Here is a 17,198-nt window from a genome sequence, read left to right as displayed (position 1 = left end):
CTCAGTACTTTATATTATAAGCCTGAAAAACAGATTTACTTCGCATTTATAATAAAAAATCGGGCAATTTTTAAACTGCCCGATTTGTTTCTATTTTTGACCGCACTTTATGCCTTGGCGGTATCAATACGTTCGAATGACAACACTTTATTTTCTAACTGACGGAGTAATAAAGTGGCAATACCAGTAATGATGAGGTAAATACCGCCTGCAATACCATAGATAGTTAACGCATCATATTCTGTGCCGTAAAGTTGGCGTGCGTATCCCATGATATCCATGATCGTAATGGTAGAAGCTAATGCTGTACCTTTAAATACCAAGATAATTTCATTGGTATAAGACGGGAGCGCACGTTTTAACGCATAAGGAATGAGAATTTTCAAAGTCTGCAGACGACTTAATCCTAATGCCGCACAGCTTTCCCATTGACCTTTAGAGATCGCTTTTACTGCTCCATGAAATAATTGGGTTGAATAAGCGGCACTATTCAAAGCTAAAGCTAATGCTGCACAGAACCATGCGTTGGAGAATAATCCCCATAATGGGCTGTCCACCAACCATTGGAATTGGCCTGGGCCTGCATAAATTAAGAAAAATTGCACTAAAAGTGGAGTGCCTGTAAATAAAACAAGGAACAAATTGACCGCACTTTTCACCAGTTTATTGCCGATAGAAAGCAAGAAGGTTAAACCCAATGCTAAGAAAAAGGCAATAAACAAAGACACAACTGTAAGCAACAGGCTAGTCGGAATACCTTGAGCAATCACTGCTAAATACTCTTGAAACATTATTCGACTCCCCGTTCAAATCGAGTGAAACGTAATTCTAATTTGCGAATACCTGCTTGGCTGATCAACGTAATCACTAAATAAATTAATGCAGCAATACCATACCAAGTAAAAGGCTCATGGGTATTTGTATTAATGTATCCTGCTTGACGCATTAAGTCATCTACCCCGATTAACGACACCAGTGCGGTATCTTTTAATAACACGAGCCATTGGTTGCTTAAGCCCGGTAAAGCGTGTCGCCATACTTGTGGCATAATCAAATGGATGAAGGTATAAGGACGGCTTAATCCTAAAGCAGCACCTGATTCCCACTGCCCTTTTGGAATGGCTTGAATCGCACCACGCAAAGTTTGTGAAGCATAAGAGGCAAAAATCAAAGACAATGCAAATACACCACAACCAAAGGCGCTGAATTCGATATACTCCCCTGTCAGCATTTCTACTACTTGGGTTGAACCAAAATAAATCAGTAGAACCACCAAGATTTCCGGTAAACCACGCAATAAAGCAATCACAACAGAAGCTGGTTTTGCAATAAAGACATATTTATTTGCTTCTAAGGCGGTAAAAATAATACTGAGCAATAAGCCGACAATTAACGAGCAAATAGCAAGCCCTAAGGTCACTAGGGCTGCATGTCCAATTAATGTAAGATAATCATAAAACATAGATTATTTTGTCATCCATTTGTCATAGATTTTTTGGTATTCACCATTTGCTTTCACGGTTTCTAAACCTTTATTTAAGCTTTCTAGCAATTCTTTACTTGATTTATTCACCGCGATACCTAAACCATTACCGAAATATTTTTTGTTAGTCACTTTCTCGCCAACAAATTGAATTTCAGGCTCTTTAGAAATCATATCAGACAATACGGCGGTATCACCGAAGATGATATCAATACGACCATTTTTTAAGTCTAAGATCGCATCTTGTAAGCTTGCATAAGATTTTGCATTATATTGCTTGGTTTCTGCGGCAGTATATTGTTGGAATGTTGTTCCGTTTTGAACACCAATTGTTTTTGCTGAAGCTAAATCTGCTTTGCCTTTTAAAGCCACATAACTTGCTGTGCTATCATAATACGCATTAGAAAATGAAACTTGTTTTGCACGCGCTTCAGTAATATCCATCGCAGAAATCGCTGCATCAAAACGTTTTGCTTTCAAGCTTGGAATCAATGCATCAAAAGCTTGGCTCTTAAAGTGACAAGTTGCTTGAATTTCCTTACAAATTGCATTCGCCACATCCACATCAAAACCGATGATTTCACCTTTTTCATTCGTTGTTTCAAATGGCGGGTAGCTAGGCTCCATCGCAAAAGTGATTTCTTGTGCATTCGCAGCAAAAGCTGAGCCCATTAACATTGCAGTTAAAAGTAATTTTTTCATGTTGTGTTTCCTTATTCTGAGTGTGAAAGATATTGTTTAAATTGCTCGGTTTTTGGATTATCAAAGCAATCTGCACTGCCCATTTCAATAATCTTACCTTGTTCCATATAAACGACCTTTGTCGCCACTTTTTGTGCCACGTTCACTTCGTGAGTTACAATCACTTGAGTAATGCCCGTTTGCTGAAGTTCTTTAATGATATCAACAACTTGAGCTGTAATCTCAGGATCCAGTGCTGCCGTTGGTTCATCAAACAACAACACTTGTGGTTTCATCATTAATGCTCGAGCAATGGCAACACGTTGTTGCTGACCGCCAGATAAGTGAAGCGGGAAACGATCGGCATGCTCTTCTAAACGTAAACGTTTTAAAAGTTCTAATGCATCTTTTTTCGCTTCTTCCTCGCTAATGCCTAACACTTTTTTAGGCGCTTCAATCAGGTTTTCAATCACCGTTAAATGTGGCCAAAGATTATATTGTTGGAATACCATGCCTACATCTTGACGCAGTTGACGAATGGCTTTCGGATTATTATTAGCCTGAGACAAATCAAAGTGGTTATTCGCAATATGTAATTCACCAGAGGTTGGTACTTCTAATAAATTTAATGTACGGATTAACGTACTTTTTCCTGCACCACTTGGTCCGAGTAACACCACGGTATCGCCTTCTTGTGCATCAAGATTGATATCAAACAATGCCTGTGATGAACCATAAAAGAAATTCAAATTTTTAACACTAATCGCCATTTTAAGTTTACTGCTGTCCTTGATTGACTTGTAAGAATGAATAAATATTACTTTTTAGTGATTATTTATGCAAGTGTTTTTTATAAAAAATCCCAAAAAACTTTTTGGGATCTTTAAATCATTGAATTTTTAACCGCACTTATCGCGTATTAAGCCTCTTTCGCCATTTCAAATTCAACTAGCATCATTAAAATATGGATCACTTTGATGTGAATTTCTTGAATACGATCTGCATAACCAAAGTGTGGCACACGAATTTCAACATCCGCTAAGCCCGCCATTTTACCGCCATCTTTACCTGTCATCGCAATCACTTTCATGCCTTTTGCTTTTGCCGCTTCAATCGCATTTAAGATATTTTTAGAATTGCCTGATGTCGATAATCCAAATAAAACATCGCCTTCTTTACCGACTGCTTCAACAAAGCGAGAGAATACATATTCATAACCAAAGTCATTACTTACACAGCTTAAATGACTTACATCTGAAATCGCAATCGCAGGATAACCCGGGCGGTTTTCACGATAACGACCGGTTAGTTCTTCTGCAAAGTGCATGGCATCACAGTGAGAACCACCATTACCGCAAGATAATACTTTCCCGCCATTTTTAAAGCTTTCCGCTAATAATTTAGCCGCTTTCTCAATGAGTTTGATGTTGTTATCATCTGAAACAAACTTATTTAATACGTCTTGTGCTTCCACAAGCTCAGCTTTAATTTGATCAAAATACATTTTATTCTCCTTAAAAATTAAAATTCGAAATCGCGTTGGCATTGTATAGCGTTCATTTCAAATAATCCACTGCTCTTTCTTATCTCTCTATTTTCCAGCTTACTTCTCATTATTTTGCGATACGAATCAAAGATTCAATTAAAAACGCTGTAAAAAATGACCGCACTTTTTAAACTCAAACAATTTAGAAGGAGAGATTATGCGAGTAGTTTATTTATTACTTTGTATGCTATTCAGTCTAATAATTTGGGCGAATGAGCGTGATTTAATGCTATTAGACACTTATGAAAACCAAGATGTTCAAGGCTGGGTAATGTCTGAAAAATTAGATGGGGTACGCGGTTATTGGGATGGCAAAACATTATTAAGTCGTCAAGGACTACCCTTGCCCGCGCCGACTTATTTTACCGCTCACTTTCCGCCTTTTGCCATTGATGGTGAGATATTTAGTGAACGTAATCAATTTGAAGAGATTGCCTCTATCACGAAATCCTTTAAAGGTAATAATTGGGCAAAATTAACACTTTATGTTTTTGATGTACCGAATGCCTCAGGAAATCTCTTTGAACGTCTTAAAACCTTAGAAGATTATTTAAAAGACCACCCTACACCTTATATCAAGATTATTCCGCAAATTCCAATACGAGATAAAACGCATTTATTCGAGTATTTACATGAAATTGAAAGGAAAAAAGGTGAAGGTGTTGTGTTACGTAATCCTAATGCCCCTTACGAACGGAAACGCAGTACACAAATTTTGAAGCTTAAAACCGCTTATGATGAAGAATGTATGGTGGTTGAGCATCACAAAGGAAAAGGACAATTTGAAAATATACTCGGTTCACTCACCTGTGAAAACCATCGTGGAAAATTCAAAATTGGTTCTGGATTTAATCTGAGTGAGCGCGAAAATCCACCGCCTATTGGCACCACAATCACCTATAAATATCGAGGATTAACTAATTCCGGAAAACCTCGTTTTGCCACTTATTGGCGAGAGAAAAAATAAGAACGGTCAAAAACATCGCTATTTTTGACCGCTCTTTATGTTTAATAACTCAATTATAGGTGTTGATTAATAAACGCCGCTAATTGATTTTTTGGTAATGCACCGACTTGTGTTGCAACAAGTTGGCCATTTTTGAAAAGTAGTAAAGTTGGGATACTACGTACACCAAATTGACCTGCAACTAATTGATTGTCATCTACGTTGATTTTAACGATTTTTGCTTTACCTGCGAATTCAGGTGCGATTTCATCTAAAATTGGCGCAATCATTTTGCAAGGGCCACACCATGGCGCCCAGAAATCCACTAATACTGGAATATCAGATTGCACAACAGTAGTTTCAAAATCTGCATCATTAATATGTAATACTTCGCTCATTTTTGTTTCCTTATTTAATAAGGTGTTGACAAATCAACACCTAGCGTTAATTGATGTTATTCATAATAGCACAAGGCATATTGAATTGCACAGATTAGTCCGATTGATAAAAACTAATTATTTAAGTTGTGCAAACGCCTGTAATAAATCGGCTTTGATGTCTTCCACATCTTCTAAACCAACAGAAAAACGCAATAATGTGTTTGTAATACCACGAGCGACGCGTTCTGCTTCTGGAATATCCATATGAGTTTGGGTGGCTGGATAGGTAATAAAGCTTTCTGTTCCCCCTAGACTTTCAGCAAAGGTAATCAATTTGATTGATTTTAAGAACGTATTCACCCAATTTTCATCTTTCAAACGGAAAGAAAGCATACCGCCTTTATTTGGATATAATACGCTATCAATTTGTGGCTGTTCGCGTAAAAATTCTGCAATCGCCTTTGCATTATCTTGATGGCGTTTCATACGTAATGAAAGGGTTTTCATTCCACGCACGGTTAACCAAGAATCGAATGGCGAAAGTACTGCACCTGCACCATTTTGAATATAGGCGATACGATCACAAAGCTCTTGTCCTTTTGCAATAATCAAGCCAACCAAACTATCATTATGACCCGCAATATATTTTGTGCCACTATGGATCACAATATCTGCGCCTAAATCTAATGGACGAGATAGCACAGGAGTTAAGAAAGTATTGTCTACAATCATTAACAAGTTGTGTTTTTTCGCTAATTTTGAAATTTCTACTACATCACACTCTTCCATTAATGGATTAGATGGGGTTTCAATAAAAATCGCTTTTGTATTCGCTGTAATCGCAGCTTCAATTTCAGCTAAAGAAGCTGTATTCACATAAACAGGTTTTACACTGTTGTTATTTTTATAGGCAAAATCCAATAAACGATAAGTCCCACCATATACATCACTTGACACAATCCATTCATCAGGACCTTTAAATAGGTTCATTAACACTTGAATTGCCGCCATGCCGGAGGAAAAAGCAAAACCACGATCACCATTTTCTAATTTTGCTACGGTATCTTCCAAAACACTACGCGTTGGATTTTTCGTACGCGTATAATCAAACCCGGTACTTTCACCAATCCCGTGGTGGCCATAAGCCGTTGAAAGATAAATAGGCGTAGAAACTGCACCAGTGCGCTCATCACTGCGATTTCCCGCTTGGGCTAATAATGTATCGATAGAATATTGTTGTGTCATAATTTACCTCTAAAACATGCAAAAATTTGACCGCGCTTTTCTTGATTTAATGGCGAACAAAACGCTCCAATTTTGTCATAAAGCCACTCTCGATAAAAGTAGAAATTGAAAACTCTGTGAAAATTATATTCTTGTGCTAAATTTTGCTGTAATTTCAACCGAAACGAAGATTTTTTCAACATTTGAATTTTTTTTTCAGATCTTCGATTGACAGAGTTTAAAATTTCCGTAAAATTCACCGCACTAACAGCGTATGCGGGAATAGCTCAGTTGGTAGAGCACGACCTTGCCAAGGTCGGGGTCGCGAGTTCGAGCCTCGTTTCCCGCTCCAAACTAACGGCGTGTTAGCAAAGCGGTTATGCACTGGATTGCAAATCCATGTAGCTCGGTTCGACTCCGGGACACGCCTCCATAACCACGCAGTTAGTTAATCACTCGATGCCCGAGTGGTGGAATCGGTAGACACAAGGGATTTAAAATCCCTCGCCTTTCGAGGCGTGCCAGTTCAAGTCTGGCTTCGGGCACCATTATTCATTCCAATCGAATAATCAATATCTCATTCAATAATTAAATATTTTATCCAAACTATTAAATAGAACTTCTATTCTGTTTCAAAAATTTTAGTTATCGTCTACATTTGAAATTATTTATTCCCAGAAAAACAATAATTTTTCTTAATAAAAGTGCGGTAAAAATTCGCACTTTTACTACATAATTCTGCTATTTAAATATTTCTATTTGGTAGCTAACCTGTTTCAATTCACATATTGGTGTTTTATTCGTTTGAAGCATACTTTCCCAATTCTCATGGTCAAAAACCGAGATATCCACTTGTTTATCTGAAAAATGCGTTAATTTTAACTCTGAATAATAATTTACACATTCCCCTAATCTGATGGTTTCTTGGGTTTCTGTTGGTCTGACTTCTCCCACTAATGTGATTATTTTGCCTTGTTGATCGACTAGTGCTTTCTGCAAATAAAATGGAAATCCGTTGAGAGTTAGCATTGTTTTGTGATAATTATATGGTGTAAAAACCAATAGCGCTGTATCAGAAATATTTTTATGCTGTGATTTATTTAATATATCCACATATTCTACATTTCCCATACCAACTTGAATCGGATCGTTTTCAATCCATAATAGACCATCCATATTTTCACACTCAGCTAATGCAAAATTATGGTAATCAAGCGTGTTATCGACAGGTTCCAAAAGATGAAGAAAACGCGAATTGCTATTTTTACTGCAGGAGAAAGTGCCAATTTTTGTACTCTCATCTGCAAATTTAGCCAAAATTGAAGATTCTGTACTTTCAAATGAGATAAGATTTACCTCTCCCCAAGAAAAGGATTTTTGGCTGCTCAATACTTTATCTAAGTATGGATATTCAGGTGCCCAAGTGACTTCCACATTATCATCTAAATGCTTGAAAATATTTAAGATTGGATCTCCTTTCATTTCGCCCACTTTAGTGGTTTGCAACTTCTCAAGAGGATTAGAGGAGTAAGTTAGCGAAGTTTTGAACGTCTCTGGACAAGATTCAGAAAAATGATGACTAAATTGTTTGATGAGATGCAAGGTTGCTTGTTCATTTTGGAGATCTGTTAAAATTACATCGAATTTAGGTGATTTAATGAGACATTGATCGATTTTTGTGTTGTTTAACCCCGTCTGATGTTTTGCTGAACCAATAAGAATCATCGGCTTGCCTTCTTGGTTTAAAATCAATAAGAGATCATCGACAATCCATTCTTCTCCAATTCTAGCGTATCCTTGAGGCCTCGCTGTCCAATAAGGATTAGGTAAGCTATTTAAGTCCGCAAGTTTGGTGGTTATTTTCTCTTTATAGATTGGAAGCCCAGAATTGTAATAGAACACAAAATCTTTAAGCTGAATACGATGTTGATTTAGCATTAAGGCGAATTCATCAACCTTACATTCAGAAAACTCAAATTCTTCAGCTGTTAAGCCTTTTTCTGCATCCTCTTGTTTTTTTCTTTTAAAGCCTAGTTCATGTGTACATTTTATGCCATGAGGCAATTCTTTTGGCTGAGTTAGACTTATCACATCAACCTGATCATAGTTTATGGGAGCTTTGAAAGAAGTCAGCTCAAAGTTTCCCCATTTAAAAGTAGGTTGATTACCATGTTCGTCTTTTAAGTTATCGGTTTTGGCATAAAGCGTATAGCCATATTCTCCAATTTCTGCCTTGGAAGGAAGATTTTCTAAGGCTTCGACTAGTTCGTGTTCACGTTGTATCTTTTGTTCTTGCACGCTTTGGGCATCTCGATATTCTGTCCATTTAGTATATCCCCAAGGAATGCTTATGGTTGGAATAATTAACAGAAGTTTTATTTTAGTTGTTAATGGCTTATCAGTTATTAATCCTATAACCGCATATAAAGCAAAATAGATGATCAGAAGAACCGCATAAGCTGGTAAAAGCCACCACGCAAAAAAGACAATAATATCCCCTGATATCAACGCTCCAACTAAAAATATAACTAAAACAAGGAAGATACCAACAATAACTTTAATCATCACTCTAACCTTCGGAGTATCACATAAAAATATTATATGGAGTGAATTATACCATTAAGGAAAGTACGGTTAAAAAACATTCGAAATGCTAACCGCACTTTTAACATTTAATCTGCCACCCAGATTTTCTCTAATTCCATTTTCTCAGGATGATATTTATACACATTAATTCCACCGCCGGTAGCTTGCCCGGTGACGAGAATATGAGCTTTTGGTGAAGAGGAGACGCTGAGGTTTCTCTGATAGTAATTTGTTGAAATACTCGGGTCGTTGCCGATTTCTACATAGGCTTTAATCCATGGTTCTCCAACGGTAAATAGACGGGCGAGTTCATCACCAAATCCATCTTTATTACCACTTTTCCCCAGTAGAATAAAATCTTTTTCAGTTAAAAAAGCAATTGCAACAGTATGATTTAATGCTAATTGTTTATTTTTAAATTTATCCGGTTTAGGTAATAGTTTTTGTTTATAACGCTCTGAATTTTCATGATTAAGATCACTATTAACTTGGGCTAGGTCTTGTCGATTATTAAGGTTATGAATTTCCCACATATAATTTGACAAGTTTTCACCTCCCGTCACTACCCAATCACCATTAGGGCTAATTAACCCCGTAGTATATCCACAATTTCCATAAAGACGGGCTAGCGGTTTTAGGGTATGCCTATCCCATAAAGTCACTCCGGTGTAGCTGCTTCTTTTACTGCTATCAGGATTTACTGGATTGATCGTCAAATTTGTCTCTACCACAGGATAAGGTGATGTTGTACATGTTTCAGTCGCTGATAAAAAATAATCCTTAGTCATTGATAAAGTTAGAGGGAAAGGGATACCTCCATCGGTATAAACAGGCACAAGATCTTCTCCATATCCCTTATAAAGCTGCCCGTTATCTTCCATATTGGAGGAAAGATAAAATTGTTTATCTGCTGACATAATATGCGTTTTCACTTGGAAGTGTCGGAAGTTAGTTACTTCTTTACCCTCTACATTTTGGATATGTACAATATTTTTACTGTCCTGCCACATAAATTCATGACTATCGGGAATAAACGCTGCACTAAAAGCATTAGCATTTCGGGCAAGTATTGTCTTTTCCTTTCTATCAACATCCCATAACACCAACTGACCAATAGGTTTATGTCGATCGGCATCTTCCGCAGCATGAGCACTAATGACATAACGGCCATCGGTTGAAACACTCAAAGAAAGCACAGGGGCTGTGCTAATGTATTTATATATACCAAATAAAATAACAAATAGAATTGTGGTTAGTACAATGATGCGGATTTTTAAGCTCCTACTCATTTTTTATATCTCCCAAAATTTGATTTCTCATTTATCCATTCATCAATTATTCTGCCTTTATAGCTTTCTTTATAAATATCAGGGAATACTTTTTGAGTATCTAATGCTTTCCATTCCCACTCTCGCATTGCCGAGTGGGAAATAAAATAGTTACTTTGATCCCAAAACCAAAATTGTTTTTTATTTTGGGCTGTAATAAATGAATCTATCCATTCTTTTTTTCTAGCCTCAGACAACCCTTTATTATTAAACCATGTACCTAAAACAGTTAATCTCTCTCCTTGATGACCTAGAGCAGGGCGCACAGCCATATCATTTACATATATTGTCCAGTTATTAAACACCTGATAAGTTAATACATCGACAATGTGTTTAAAATGTTCGTCTTCAGGACGGAAACGGCGGAAATGACTCCAAGGTTTTAAATAATTTAATTGAGTATTTAAATCCGAAGATACTGTATTGGCTTCCTCTAATAACAACCTTGCAATTTCTTTTTTGATTTCCATGCCCTTAGGGGTCGCCTCAGGATTATCCTGCCCCCATTGTGTTCCTTTATGTATCTGGCCATAGCGTTTGATTTCCTCAATGGTTTTATAATATTCACCTATTTTATTTTCTTTATAGTAATCTTTTAATGCGCCAGTAGTATTTGCTAATGAAGTATATTTTTTCGGATACGCTCCACCAAGCAACCCCGTATACTCTTGATCTCCACCACGACTATCCCCCCCCAAAACACCATCTTCTTGGGAATACAGCACACGAAGATATTTCACTGTTTTATGTGCATAAGGAAATAGTTCCATTGCCACCGGATTTTTCACGCGAGTATATGAGTCAGTTATTGAATTATCAGCTACAGCGGCTTCCCACATAATCAGATTATCAATTTTCTCATCATAGGCTCCGTCAAAATCACCTAAAATATTCAATGCACTTAATGCAACTCGGGCGCCTAATGAATGAGTAATAATATTAACTTTAATGCCTTCATTAAATAATTCTATCAATACCTTTGCGAGCTCTCGCCCTGCTTCGTTAGCATACATTTCCGCCCTGAAAAAAACCATGGAAGGATCAACACTACCAGACCAAGTCACTCCGATAATTCGGTGGTATTTATCCCAATCGGTAAAAGGATCATCGTAATTTAATTTACCTGATGCAGCTAAATTCAAATAATATTCAACATGTGGAAACCAACCTAAAGCTTTATGACCATTAACTTTTAAATCTACCTCATTGTAAACGTGCTTAACATAAATATTGTCATCCTCTTTTGCTTGCTCAAGGAGTGTATTTTTCGCCAATTGACCAATCGCCTTGTTATCATAATGCAAATAAGGTCTCTGAACCTGATCGGAAGGCGGTAGATTCGAATATTCTGGAATATCCCCAAAGTCTTCCGCTTGTGGAAATTTTCCAATATGGCCAAGAGAAACATTATAGCCATGAATAAACAAAGTGGCTGTGTTACCATCATCTTTTATCTGTTTAATTTGTTTGCTTGATAACCTTACATTACCTTTTTGACGAAAACGCAAATTCAATAAAATCGGTGGAGGAAGATAAATTGCCTTCACTTCTTTTGCATTTACCGAAACAAACACTTTTAGTGGTTTAGCAAGTTGTAATCGTGGATCTTCAGTTTTTTCATCATTTGCTTTGATCAGTACATAACCGTCTGAATCATTAAAAAATGCTTGCTCATCTTTATCAGTAAGCTGTCTGCCATCTTTTTTATGTCGGTCGTATTTTGGTGCTGTATCAGGACCTCTCATTAATTGCCAGGAAATTAAACCGCACTTTACACCAATATGATGGCTATCGCCGTTTTCATCAATTTCACCGTAAGAAACACCACCATCTTGGTCATAAACCTTTACCATAATACCTTTAGGTAAAGAACGCTCAAGGGTATCTTTATGATGAATAATAATGTCCGTGCGACAAGCTGCTGTTCCTGTCTCAGTGGATTCCGAGTGGTGTTTTTCTTCAAATTGATGATAAAAAGGTTTTTCATTGGTATTAACCATGTAAATTTGCTCCCAATTTATTACGGATAATCTTTTGATTTTCTAGAATACTTATCCGTTGTTTTATAAGATATCGTTTTTTTTGTTCTGCGATATCACTTTGCAAAATTTGATTAATTTTTTTCTCAGGATCTAATATATCAATTACGTTGCCATAGGCTAAACTCAGTAAAGCAAATAATCCAATATCAATAGTTTGATATAAAGCACAAGTTTGACAAAGACGATAGCAATGTTGAACGACTTTTTCAATTGTCGCTCTGTCATAGTGGTCATTTAGCATTGGGATAGTATCCAGTAATTCAGTAACCAAATTTTTTAGTAATACAGCATTTCTTTCATCAACAATTGTATTTAATTCAAATTTATCAAACTGTTTCTTAGCTGGTGTTATTTTAGCCAAATCTATTGTAGGTATATAATGCACGACATCATTTCCCTTAGGCAAAATAAAGGAATCGATTAAACCTTGCCCCCAAAAAGTTGCTAATTTTTTTGGATAATATATTAAACGGTCAAAATGGTCTTCCAATACTGTCGGGTCATAAAAGCGAAAATAGAGCAAGCGTCCGTCATAGGTCGGCATGTAGATAAATTTTCTGAAATGGTGCAACAGCTCATCAAATGTCGCGGTTGAGCGAAAGAAAAAACCAAATGATTTATTCCACTGTTGAAATCCATCCTCAGACTCTTTTCCTTTCGGGCTTTCACTGCATAACTCTTCCACAAAAGGATGATTTTCTGGTAAATGCAATAAATAAGGCGCTGTCTTTTTTCGTCTTTCACCGTCCTCCCCTTTAAATAAACATGCACTTTGAATATCATCCAATTCAAAACGCTGGGGAAACCAAACACTTACCTCTGCGTTGATAATGGCATAACATTGAGAATTGCTGTCTTCAGGCCACAGATAAGGCTTAATCGAATCGGGGATTGGTTGAAACAAGAAAGGAGAATGTTCATCTTCTTGTCTTAATGGAAATTCATTTTTGGTTAAGCATGCTGTTTTGCTTTTTTCACTTTCTAGATATTGGTTTGGATTAAAAATGAGAATAGGATGCTGTTCTGATAAATCTTGAGCTAGCGTTTTCAATTGCTCAATTAATGTCTCATCAGCATGACGTTGAAAATACGTATTAAGCGGTAAAGGAAGAAACGTATACTGCAATCGGAGCTGGTTTTGCTGCTGATACACCGTAATATAATTTTTTGCAATTTCTACATTAGAAGCATAGATTAAGATAATAATATTTTCTTGTTCATTATTAGAAAGCTGCAGACCATTAACGGCATAAACTAGATTTTCATACTGCATAAATTTCCCCTTTATTTACAAAGAGGTATTATAATAAATTTATTGATAAAAGCTAATCCCTATCAACTTGGATTACATTCTAAATAGAAATATAAGCAAAACAAGCCGATGATTGCCGCAATCACTAATACGAATAAAATTTTTAAACACTTTTTCATTATGTAACCCTGTTAGAACAACACGCTCAAATAAAACTGTACTTTACAATCTAAAGTGCGGTCGAAATTTTTGTTATTTTTTCACTTCTCTTAGTAAACCCGTTTCTAAATCCAACCTGGTATCCACCCAAAGTCCTACCTGATTCACCAGTTTCTGCATCAGTGCCTCACTCGGTTTAGGCGGAGCTTCCCCTTCATACCAACGCTGGAAGGCGATTTTACCGTCCCATTTCGGTAATTTTGCCGGGGGTAAGGGTACAATATCGTCCAAATCATGAACTTTGGGGCGGGGAGTCATAATAAGAAAGACAATCTGAAATAATTCTATAACATTTATAGTATTCTTGAGCTTATGGTAAATTAAAAAAAACACTGTTACATTAATAACAATGTTTTTAATTATCTAAAGCTAATAAACATTAAGCAATTTAGAAAACTCAATATCTTTTATATTTAAATCTTTAAACTTAATAACCTTTGATTCTCCCGTTCTAGATTGGATTATATCTTTCTTAATAAGATACACTTCATGTGAATGCACATTAAAATAATACCTCTCTAGATTAGACTGACCATTTCCATATTCAAAATCGATTGTAAATAAATTACCACTTTTATTTATTTCAGGGTAAACATCTCCTAACTCAGAAAACAATTTCTTACTATATACATAATTACCAGAAATATTAAAAAATACATCATATTTCTTATCATAACAGACATCTCCGCGATTATCTAAGTATGACACTAAAAATACTTCAATATTATTTATCTCAACTCTATTATTTAATAAAATACCCTTATGAGACAAAGCATTATTTAATGGAATGCTCTCTTCAATACATGGATTAATCAACTCTTCATCTTTAGCTAACACATTAGAAAAAATAAAGAAAGATAACACTAACAAAAAATTTTTTCTCATCTTACCACTCTCTAATTTTAGATCTGCATTCTTTCCATATTTAAAGAAAAGAGTGCCATCCTTAATAAAATAACTATGCTATTTTAAGGTTATTTATTTCTATTCTCTATGTACTTTATCTATCACTTAATAGCTTAATAATATTATCATCTTTAAACGTACAAGCTCTCTTATTAAAATCACATAAAAAAACCGACTCTAGCAAATCATTTCTCTCATTAATGGCTTTGGTTGCACAATCAATAAAATTTATCTTCCCCTCCTGACCATTTTCAAGTTCAGGATAACATTGCTTAAATTTTGATATATTCCATTTTTTTTGAGATGAAATTAGATACTCTCTTATCTTTTGATTTTCTTGTTGGATTGATACTTTATAGTTAAAATTTAATTTTTTTTGGGCCAGTATGTACCCCTTACTTACACAAGACATTAAATCTGCTTCTTGCACACTTCCAGACAAACAAGGCTTAGATAATGCATCTGAAACAAGCAAGTCTTCTGGCTCAAGAGAAAAAACTAAACGAGAAGAAAAAAGTGATAGAAAAATTACCACTGTATATTTATTATTGTTAAACAAATCGATTCCTTTTGACTTAAACTATACCATCAATAAATTAATCATATTTTCTCATTTAACATTATAAGCCCCATGAAATGGGGCAATATTGGATAAAACCAAGTCTATAATTCGCTAAAAATAGAATAACTATATAGGAAAAGTGCGATTCATTTTATATGAAACAAACCGCACTTTAGAAGTTGAAAAACAGGTTTACTATATACTTACAACATTAACCTCTATCTTGTTAAAAACTCACTATTTACACTTAAATAACTAATATTATAAGATCTCATCCATTTGATTATATTCCCCTTTCCTGGAAATAATATTTTATACCACTTATTGCTTTTAGAATCCTTTTTAACATCAAGTATCAATACCTTATCCCCTTTAACCAAATACATATCAGTCTTATTATAGTTTTCATTATACAAATAAGATTTTTTATTAACATATCCAAGAGAAAACATTCTATTTCCATTATCAGAAATATCTGTAGAAATATTTCGTCTAAAACTTACAAGATTATTGATTATAAACTCATCAACTTCTGATGGCCCACCACCCAAATAATAATATTCATACTTATCCAAGAGTAGATTATCATCTATCAATTTATAGGTATATATATTAGAAACACCATCAAATCCACACTCTATAGATATTTTATCTTTTGATATAGGGATAATGCTAAACTCTCCACATTCATTATTATCTTTTATGCGTAGAGTATCATAATAATTATTACCTAATTTTAACTCGCATTGATAGCTTATTGAATCAGATTGACTACAAGAAATTTTAGACTCCATATCACCACTAAATTTTTGCAGCCCATTCATGCTAGATGTAGCTTCAGCATAATAAGATATCAACAAAGTAATAATAAAAATAAATTTAATCATCATAACCTTCAAATTTCTTTTGTAGACTTTTGCTATATTTTGTGTTTTTAATACCAGCAGTAGAGAATTTATACTCTCCCATAGGCTTAGATAAATTCAAATTAGGACATTCTTGTATATTATTATCTCTAATAAGCGACTTAACCCTATTATGCTAGTAAAAAAAATAACCGCACGTTGTAAAGTGCTGTTAATAAATCATTTAATTTAAATCAACTGAATCAGCTTTAATCCACATGTTGATTTCTTTTTTTCCTTTGTAATTTATAAGGTACCATTTTTCATTTTTTAAAGATCTCACATCATTAATTATGACTTGATCCCCTTTAATCAAATACATTTTACTTATACTATTAGGAGATGTATATAAATAGCTTCTTTTATTAACAAATCCAATATCCTTACATGAGGATGTATTAATACTCTCATTTAAATATTCACACTTCATATATTTTTCACTCAATACCCCCCCATCGGAAGAAATATCATAATTAATAATCAATATACTTTTATCATCATATGTACTAAAAAAAATATTCTTATCATGGCCATTAATGTTTAGAACAAAATTATCGTTTTTATTAAAAAAAACATAATCTTTAAATCCATACCTGGACTCAAGACTATCTATAAATATTTCATTAATATCTTCTACATTTATACTATTATGAAAATTTAAAAAATAACCATAATACCTATCACACTCTGGAGAATAATTAATTCGCTCTATCTTTAATATATTTCCATTTAATTTACTAAAAATATAACTCAATTCAGTTTTAGTAGATGAAGCATTATATGAATTTGATATAACAATAACATCTTTATTATCCAATAACACGCTACCTAACTCATCATTAATTAAGATAGTTTTAACTTTATTACCATCATTATAAATATTATTATCTTTTACATAATATTCAGAAAAAGCAAATTGAGGAATAAACAATAGCAAAATAAATAATCTTTTTATAACCATCTTAAACACTCCTCTAATTTAGATGCATATCCAGCTATGCTAGCAGCGTTATCCATACCGTTAATAACCCTTCTGGCATTCAGGTAGTCAGCACTATCTTCTGAAATATAACTTGATATTTTTTTCGTCGTAAACATTCCTGTTTCCATTCCATATATCATTATTTTAGTTGCATTC

General features: G+C 34.7%; 17 protein-coding genes, 3 tRNA genes and 1 pseudogene. 4 read left to right on the top strand and 17 right to left on the bottom strand.

What is annotated here, in order from left to right; all coding sequences use genetic code 11:
* Positions 1 to 107: 107 nt before the first annotated feature.
* The 5 genes from artM to lpcA all read right to left on the bottom strand — a co-directional run bounded on the left by artM (position 108) and on the right by lpcA (position 3,668).
* Positions 108 to 791: an arginine ABC transporter permease ArtM gene (artM, locus tag DPV85_RS01905; protein ID WP_111326705.1), complete on the bottom strand. Its 684-nt coding sequence runs from the start codon at positions 789 to 791 to the stop codon at positions 108 to 110.
* Complete coding sequence (gene artQ, locus DPV85_RS01900; RefSeq protein WP_111326703.1) at positions 791 to 1,462, bottom strand: arginine ABC transporter permease ArtQ; 672 nt, start codon at positions 1,460 to 1,462, stop codon at positions 791 to 793. Before artQ ends, artM begins: the two co-directional genes overlap by 1 nt.
* A 3-nt stretch (positions 1,463 to 1,465) precedes the next feature.
* A complete protein-coding gene (locus tag DPV85_RS01895) occupies positions 1,466 to 2,185 on the bottom strand; it encodes an arginine ABC transporter substrate-binding protein (RefSeq protein WP_111326701.1) in 720 nt (239 codons plus the stop codon).
* A gap of 11 nt (positions 2,186 to 2,196) precedes the next feature.
* Entirely contained in the window at positions 2,197 to 2,934 is a 738-nt protein-coding gene (gene artP / locus DPV85_RS01890; protein ID WP_005696556.1) for an arginine ABC transporter ATP-binding protein ArtP, read from the bottom strand.
* A gap of 149 nt (positions 2,935 to 3,083) precedes the next feature.
* Entirely contained in the window at positions 3,084 to 3,668 is a 585-nt protein-coding gene (lpcA, locus tag DPV85_RS01885; RefSeq protein ID WP_014065007.1) for a D-sedoheptulose 7-phosphate isomerase, read from the bottom strand.
* Positions 3,669 to 3,867: 199 nt separating this feature from the next.
* Here lpcA and DPV85_RS01880 point away from each other — a divergent pair, with 199 nt between their 5' ends.
* Positions 3,868 to 4,677: a DNA ligase gene (locus tag DPV85_RS01880; protein WP_111326699.1), complete on the top strand. Its 810-nt coding sequence runs from the start codon at positions 3,868 to 3,870 to the stop codon at positions 4,675 to 4,677.
* Between the two features lie 53 nt (positions 4,678 to 4,730).
* Here DPV85_RS01880 and trxA read toward each other — a convergent pair whose 3' ends face one another.
* Both trxA and DPV85_RS01870 read right to left on the bottom strand, forming a co-directional pair.
* Complete coding sequence (gene trxA, locus DPV85_RS01875; protein WP_005696559.1) at positions 4,731 to 5,054, bottom strand: thioredoxin; 324 nt, start codon at positions 5,052 to 5,054, stop codon at positions 4,731 to 4,733.
* Between the two features lie 117 nt (positions 5,055 to 5,171).
* Positions 5,172 to 6,281, bottom strand: coding sequence for a methionine biosynthesis PLP-dependent protein (locus tag DPV85_RS01870; protein WP_111326697.1), 1,110 nt, complete (start codon positions 6,279 to 6,281; stop codon positions 5,172 to 5,174).
* 255 nt (positions 6,282 to 6,536) lie between these two features.
* Here DPV85_RS01870 and DPV85_RS01865 point away from each other — a divergent pair.
* The 3 genes from DPV85_RS01865 to DPV85_RS01855 all read left to right on the top strand — a co-directional run bounded on the left by DPV85_RS01865 (position 6,537) and on the right by DPV85_RS01855 (position 6,808).
* Positions 6,537 to 6,612: transfer RNA gene (locus DPV85_RS01865), tRNA-Gly, on the top strand.
* A 7-nt stretch (positions 6,613 to 6,619) separates the two neighbouring features.
* Positions 6,620 to 6,693, top strand: a tRNA-Cys gene (locus DPV85_RS01860).
* A gap of 28 nt (positions 6,694 to 6,721) precedes the next feature.
* A tRNA-Leu gene (locus tag DPV85_RS01855) sits at positions 6,722 to 6,808 on the top strand.
* A 193-nt stretch (positions 6,809 to 7,001) separates the two neighbouring features.
* On the opposite strand, the gene DPV85_RS01850 is transcribed toward DPV85_RS01855, so the two are convergent.
* The 10 genes and pseudogenes from DPV85_RS01850 to DPV85_RS09995 all read right to left on the bottom strand — a co-directional run bounded on the left by DPV85_RS01850 (position 7,002) and on the right by DPV85_RS09995 (position 17,158).
* Complete coding sequence (locus DPV85_RS01850) at positions 7,002 to 8,825, bottom strand: hypothetical protein (protein ID WP_049366182.1); 1,824 nt, start codon at positions 8,823 to 8,825, stop codon at positions 7,002 to 7,004.
* A 107-nt stretch (positions 8,826 to 8,932) separates the two neighbouring features.
* Positions 8,933 to 10,135 carry a WD40 repeat domain-containing protein gene (locus tag DPV85_RS01845; protein ID WP_049366180.1) on the bottom strand — a complete coding sequence of 401 codons (1,203 nt, stop codon included), beginning with the start codon at positions 10,133 to 10,135 and terminating at the stop codon, positions 8,933 to 8,935.
* A complete protein-coding gene (locus DPV85_RS01840; RefSeq protein ID WP_049366177.1) occupies positions 10,132 to 12,174 on the bottom strand; it encodes an alpha/beta hydrolase family protein in 2,043 nt (680 codons plus the stop codon). The genes DPV85_RS01845 and DPV85_RS01840 overlap by 4 nt, the downstream gene beginning before the upstream one ends.
* Positions 12,167 to 13,489, bottom strand: coding sequence for a DUF4123 domain-containing protein (locus tag DPV85_RS01835; protein ID WP_111326695.1), 1,323 nt, complete (start codon positions 13,487 to 13,489; stop codon positions 12,167 to 12,169). The genes DPV85_RS01840 and DPV85_RS01835 overlap by 8 nt, the downstream gene beginning before the upstream one ends.
* 231 nt (positions 13,490 to 13,720) lie before the next feature.
* A pseudogene (locus DPV85_RS10000) lies at positions 13,721 to 13,936 on the bottom strand (DUF6396 domain-containing protein); the annotation flags it as partial.
* Positions 13,937 to 14,056: 120 nt separating this feature from the next.
* Positions 14,057 to 14,557, bottom strand: coding sequence for a hypothetical protein (locus tag DPV85_RS01820; protein ID WP_165816453.1), 501 nt, complete (start codon positions 14,555 to 14,557; stop codon positions 14,057 to 14,059).
* Positions 14,558 to 14,687: 130 nt separating this feature from the next.
* The gene (locus DPV85_RS01815) at positions 14,688 to 15,152 is read right to left on the bottom strand and encodes a lysozyme inhibitor LprI family protein (RefSeq protein WP_111326691.1); all 465 of its coding nucleotides are present in this window, start codon (positions 15,150 to 15,152) and stop codon (positions 14,688 to 14,690) included.
* A gap of 221 nt (positions 15,153 to 15,373) precedes the next feature.
* Positions 15,374 to 16,045, bottom strand: a complete 672-nt coding sequence (locus tag DPV85_RS01810; protein WP_243584639.1) for a hypothetical protein — start codon at positions 16,043 to 16,045, stop codon at positions 15,374 to 15,376.
* A gap of 199 nt (positions 16,046 to 16,244) precedes the next feature.
* Positions 16,245 to 17,021 (bottom strand): hypothetical protein, encoded by a 777-nt coding sequence (locus DPV85_RS01805; protein ID WP_111326687.1) that lies wholly within the window; start codon positions 17,019 to 17,021, stop codon positions 16,245 to 16,247.
* On the bottom strand, positions 17,012 to 17,158 hold the full coding sequence (locus DPV85_RS09995) for a hypothetical protein (protein WP_243584637.1): 147 nt from the start codon (positions 17,156 to 17,158) through the stop codon (positions 17,012 to 17,014). Before DPV85_RS09995 ends, DPV85_RS01805 begins: the two co-directional genes overlap by 10 nt.
* Positions 17,159 to 17,198: the final 40 nt, after the last annotated feature.

The organism is Haemophilus parainfluenzae (assembly GCF_003252725.1).
Lineage (GTDB): Bacteria > Pseudomonadota > Gammaproteobacteria > Enterobacterales > Pasteurellaceae > Haemophilus_D > Haemophilus_D parainfluenzae_L.
Note: the sequence above shows the minus strand (reverse complement) of the source record. Positions and strands in the feature narration are given on the sequence as shown.

What these genes read in the sequence shown, in the direction of transcription:
- artM (WP_111326705.1), bottom strand. Translation starts at nt 791, where the DNA reads ATGTTTCAAGAGTATTTAGCAGTGATTGCTCAAGGTATTCCGACTAGC.
- artQ (WP_111326703.1), bottom strand. Translation starts at nt 1,462, where the DNA reads ATGTTTTATGATTATCTTACATTAATTGGACATGCAGCCCTAGTGACC.
- DPV85_RS01895 (WP_111326701.1), bottom strand. Translation starts at nt 2,185, where the DNA reads ATGAAAAAATTACTTTTAACTGCAATGTTAATGGGCTCAGCTTTTGCT.
- artP (WP_005696556.1), bottom strand. Translation starts at nt 2,934, where the DNA reads ATGGCGATTAGTGTTAAAAATTTGAATTTCTTTTATGGTTCATCACAG.
- lpcA (WP_014065007.1), bottom strand. Translation starts at nt 3,668, where the DNA reads ATGTATTTTGATCAAATTAAAGCTGAGCTTGTGGAAGCACAAGACGTA.
- DPV85_RS01880 (WP_111326699.1), top strand. Translation starts at nt 3,868, where the DNA reads ATGCGAGTAGTTTATTTATTACTTTGTATGCTATTCAGTCTAATAATT.
- trxA (WP_005696559.1), bottom strand. Translation starts at nt 5,054, where the DNA reads ATGAGCGAAGTATTACATATTAATGATGCAGATTTTGAAACTACTGTT.
- DPV85_RS01870 (WP_111326697.1), bottom strand. Translation starts at nt 6,281, where the DNA reads ATGACACAACAATATTCTATCGATACATTATTAGCCCAAGCGGGAAAT.
- DPV85_RS01850 (WP_049366182.1), bottom strand. Translation starts at nt 8,825, where the DNA reads ATGATTAAAGTTATTGTTGGTATCTTCCTTGTTTTAGTTATATTTTTA.
- DPV85_RS01845 (WP_049366180.1), bottom strand. Translation starts at nt 10,135, where the DNA reads ATGAGTAGGAGCTTAAAAATCCGCATCATTGTACTAACCACAATTCTA.
- DPV85_RS01840 (WP_049366177.1), bottom strand. Translation starts at nt 12,174, where the DNA reads ATGGTTAATACCAATGAAAAACCTTTTTATCATCAATTTGAAGAAAAA.
- DPV85_RS01835 (WP_111326695.1), bottom strand. Translation starts at nt 13,489, where the DNA reads ATGCAGTATGAAAATCTAGTTTATGCCGTTAATGGTCTGCAGCTTTCT.
- DPV85_RS01810 (WP_243584639.1), bottom strand. Translation starts at nt 16,045, where the DNA reads ATGATGATTAAATTTATTTTTATTATTACTTTGTTGATATCTTATTAT.
- DPV85_RS01805 (WP_111326687.1), bottom strand. Translation starts at nt 17,021, where the DNA reads ATGGTTATAAAAAGATTATTTATTTTGCTATTGTTTATTCCTCAATTT.
- DPV85_RS09995 (WP_243584637.1), bottom strand. Translation starts at nt 17,158, where the DNA reads ATGTTTACGACGAAAAAAATATCAAGTTATATTTCAGAAGATAGTGCT.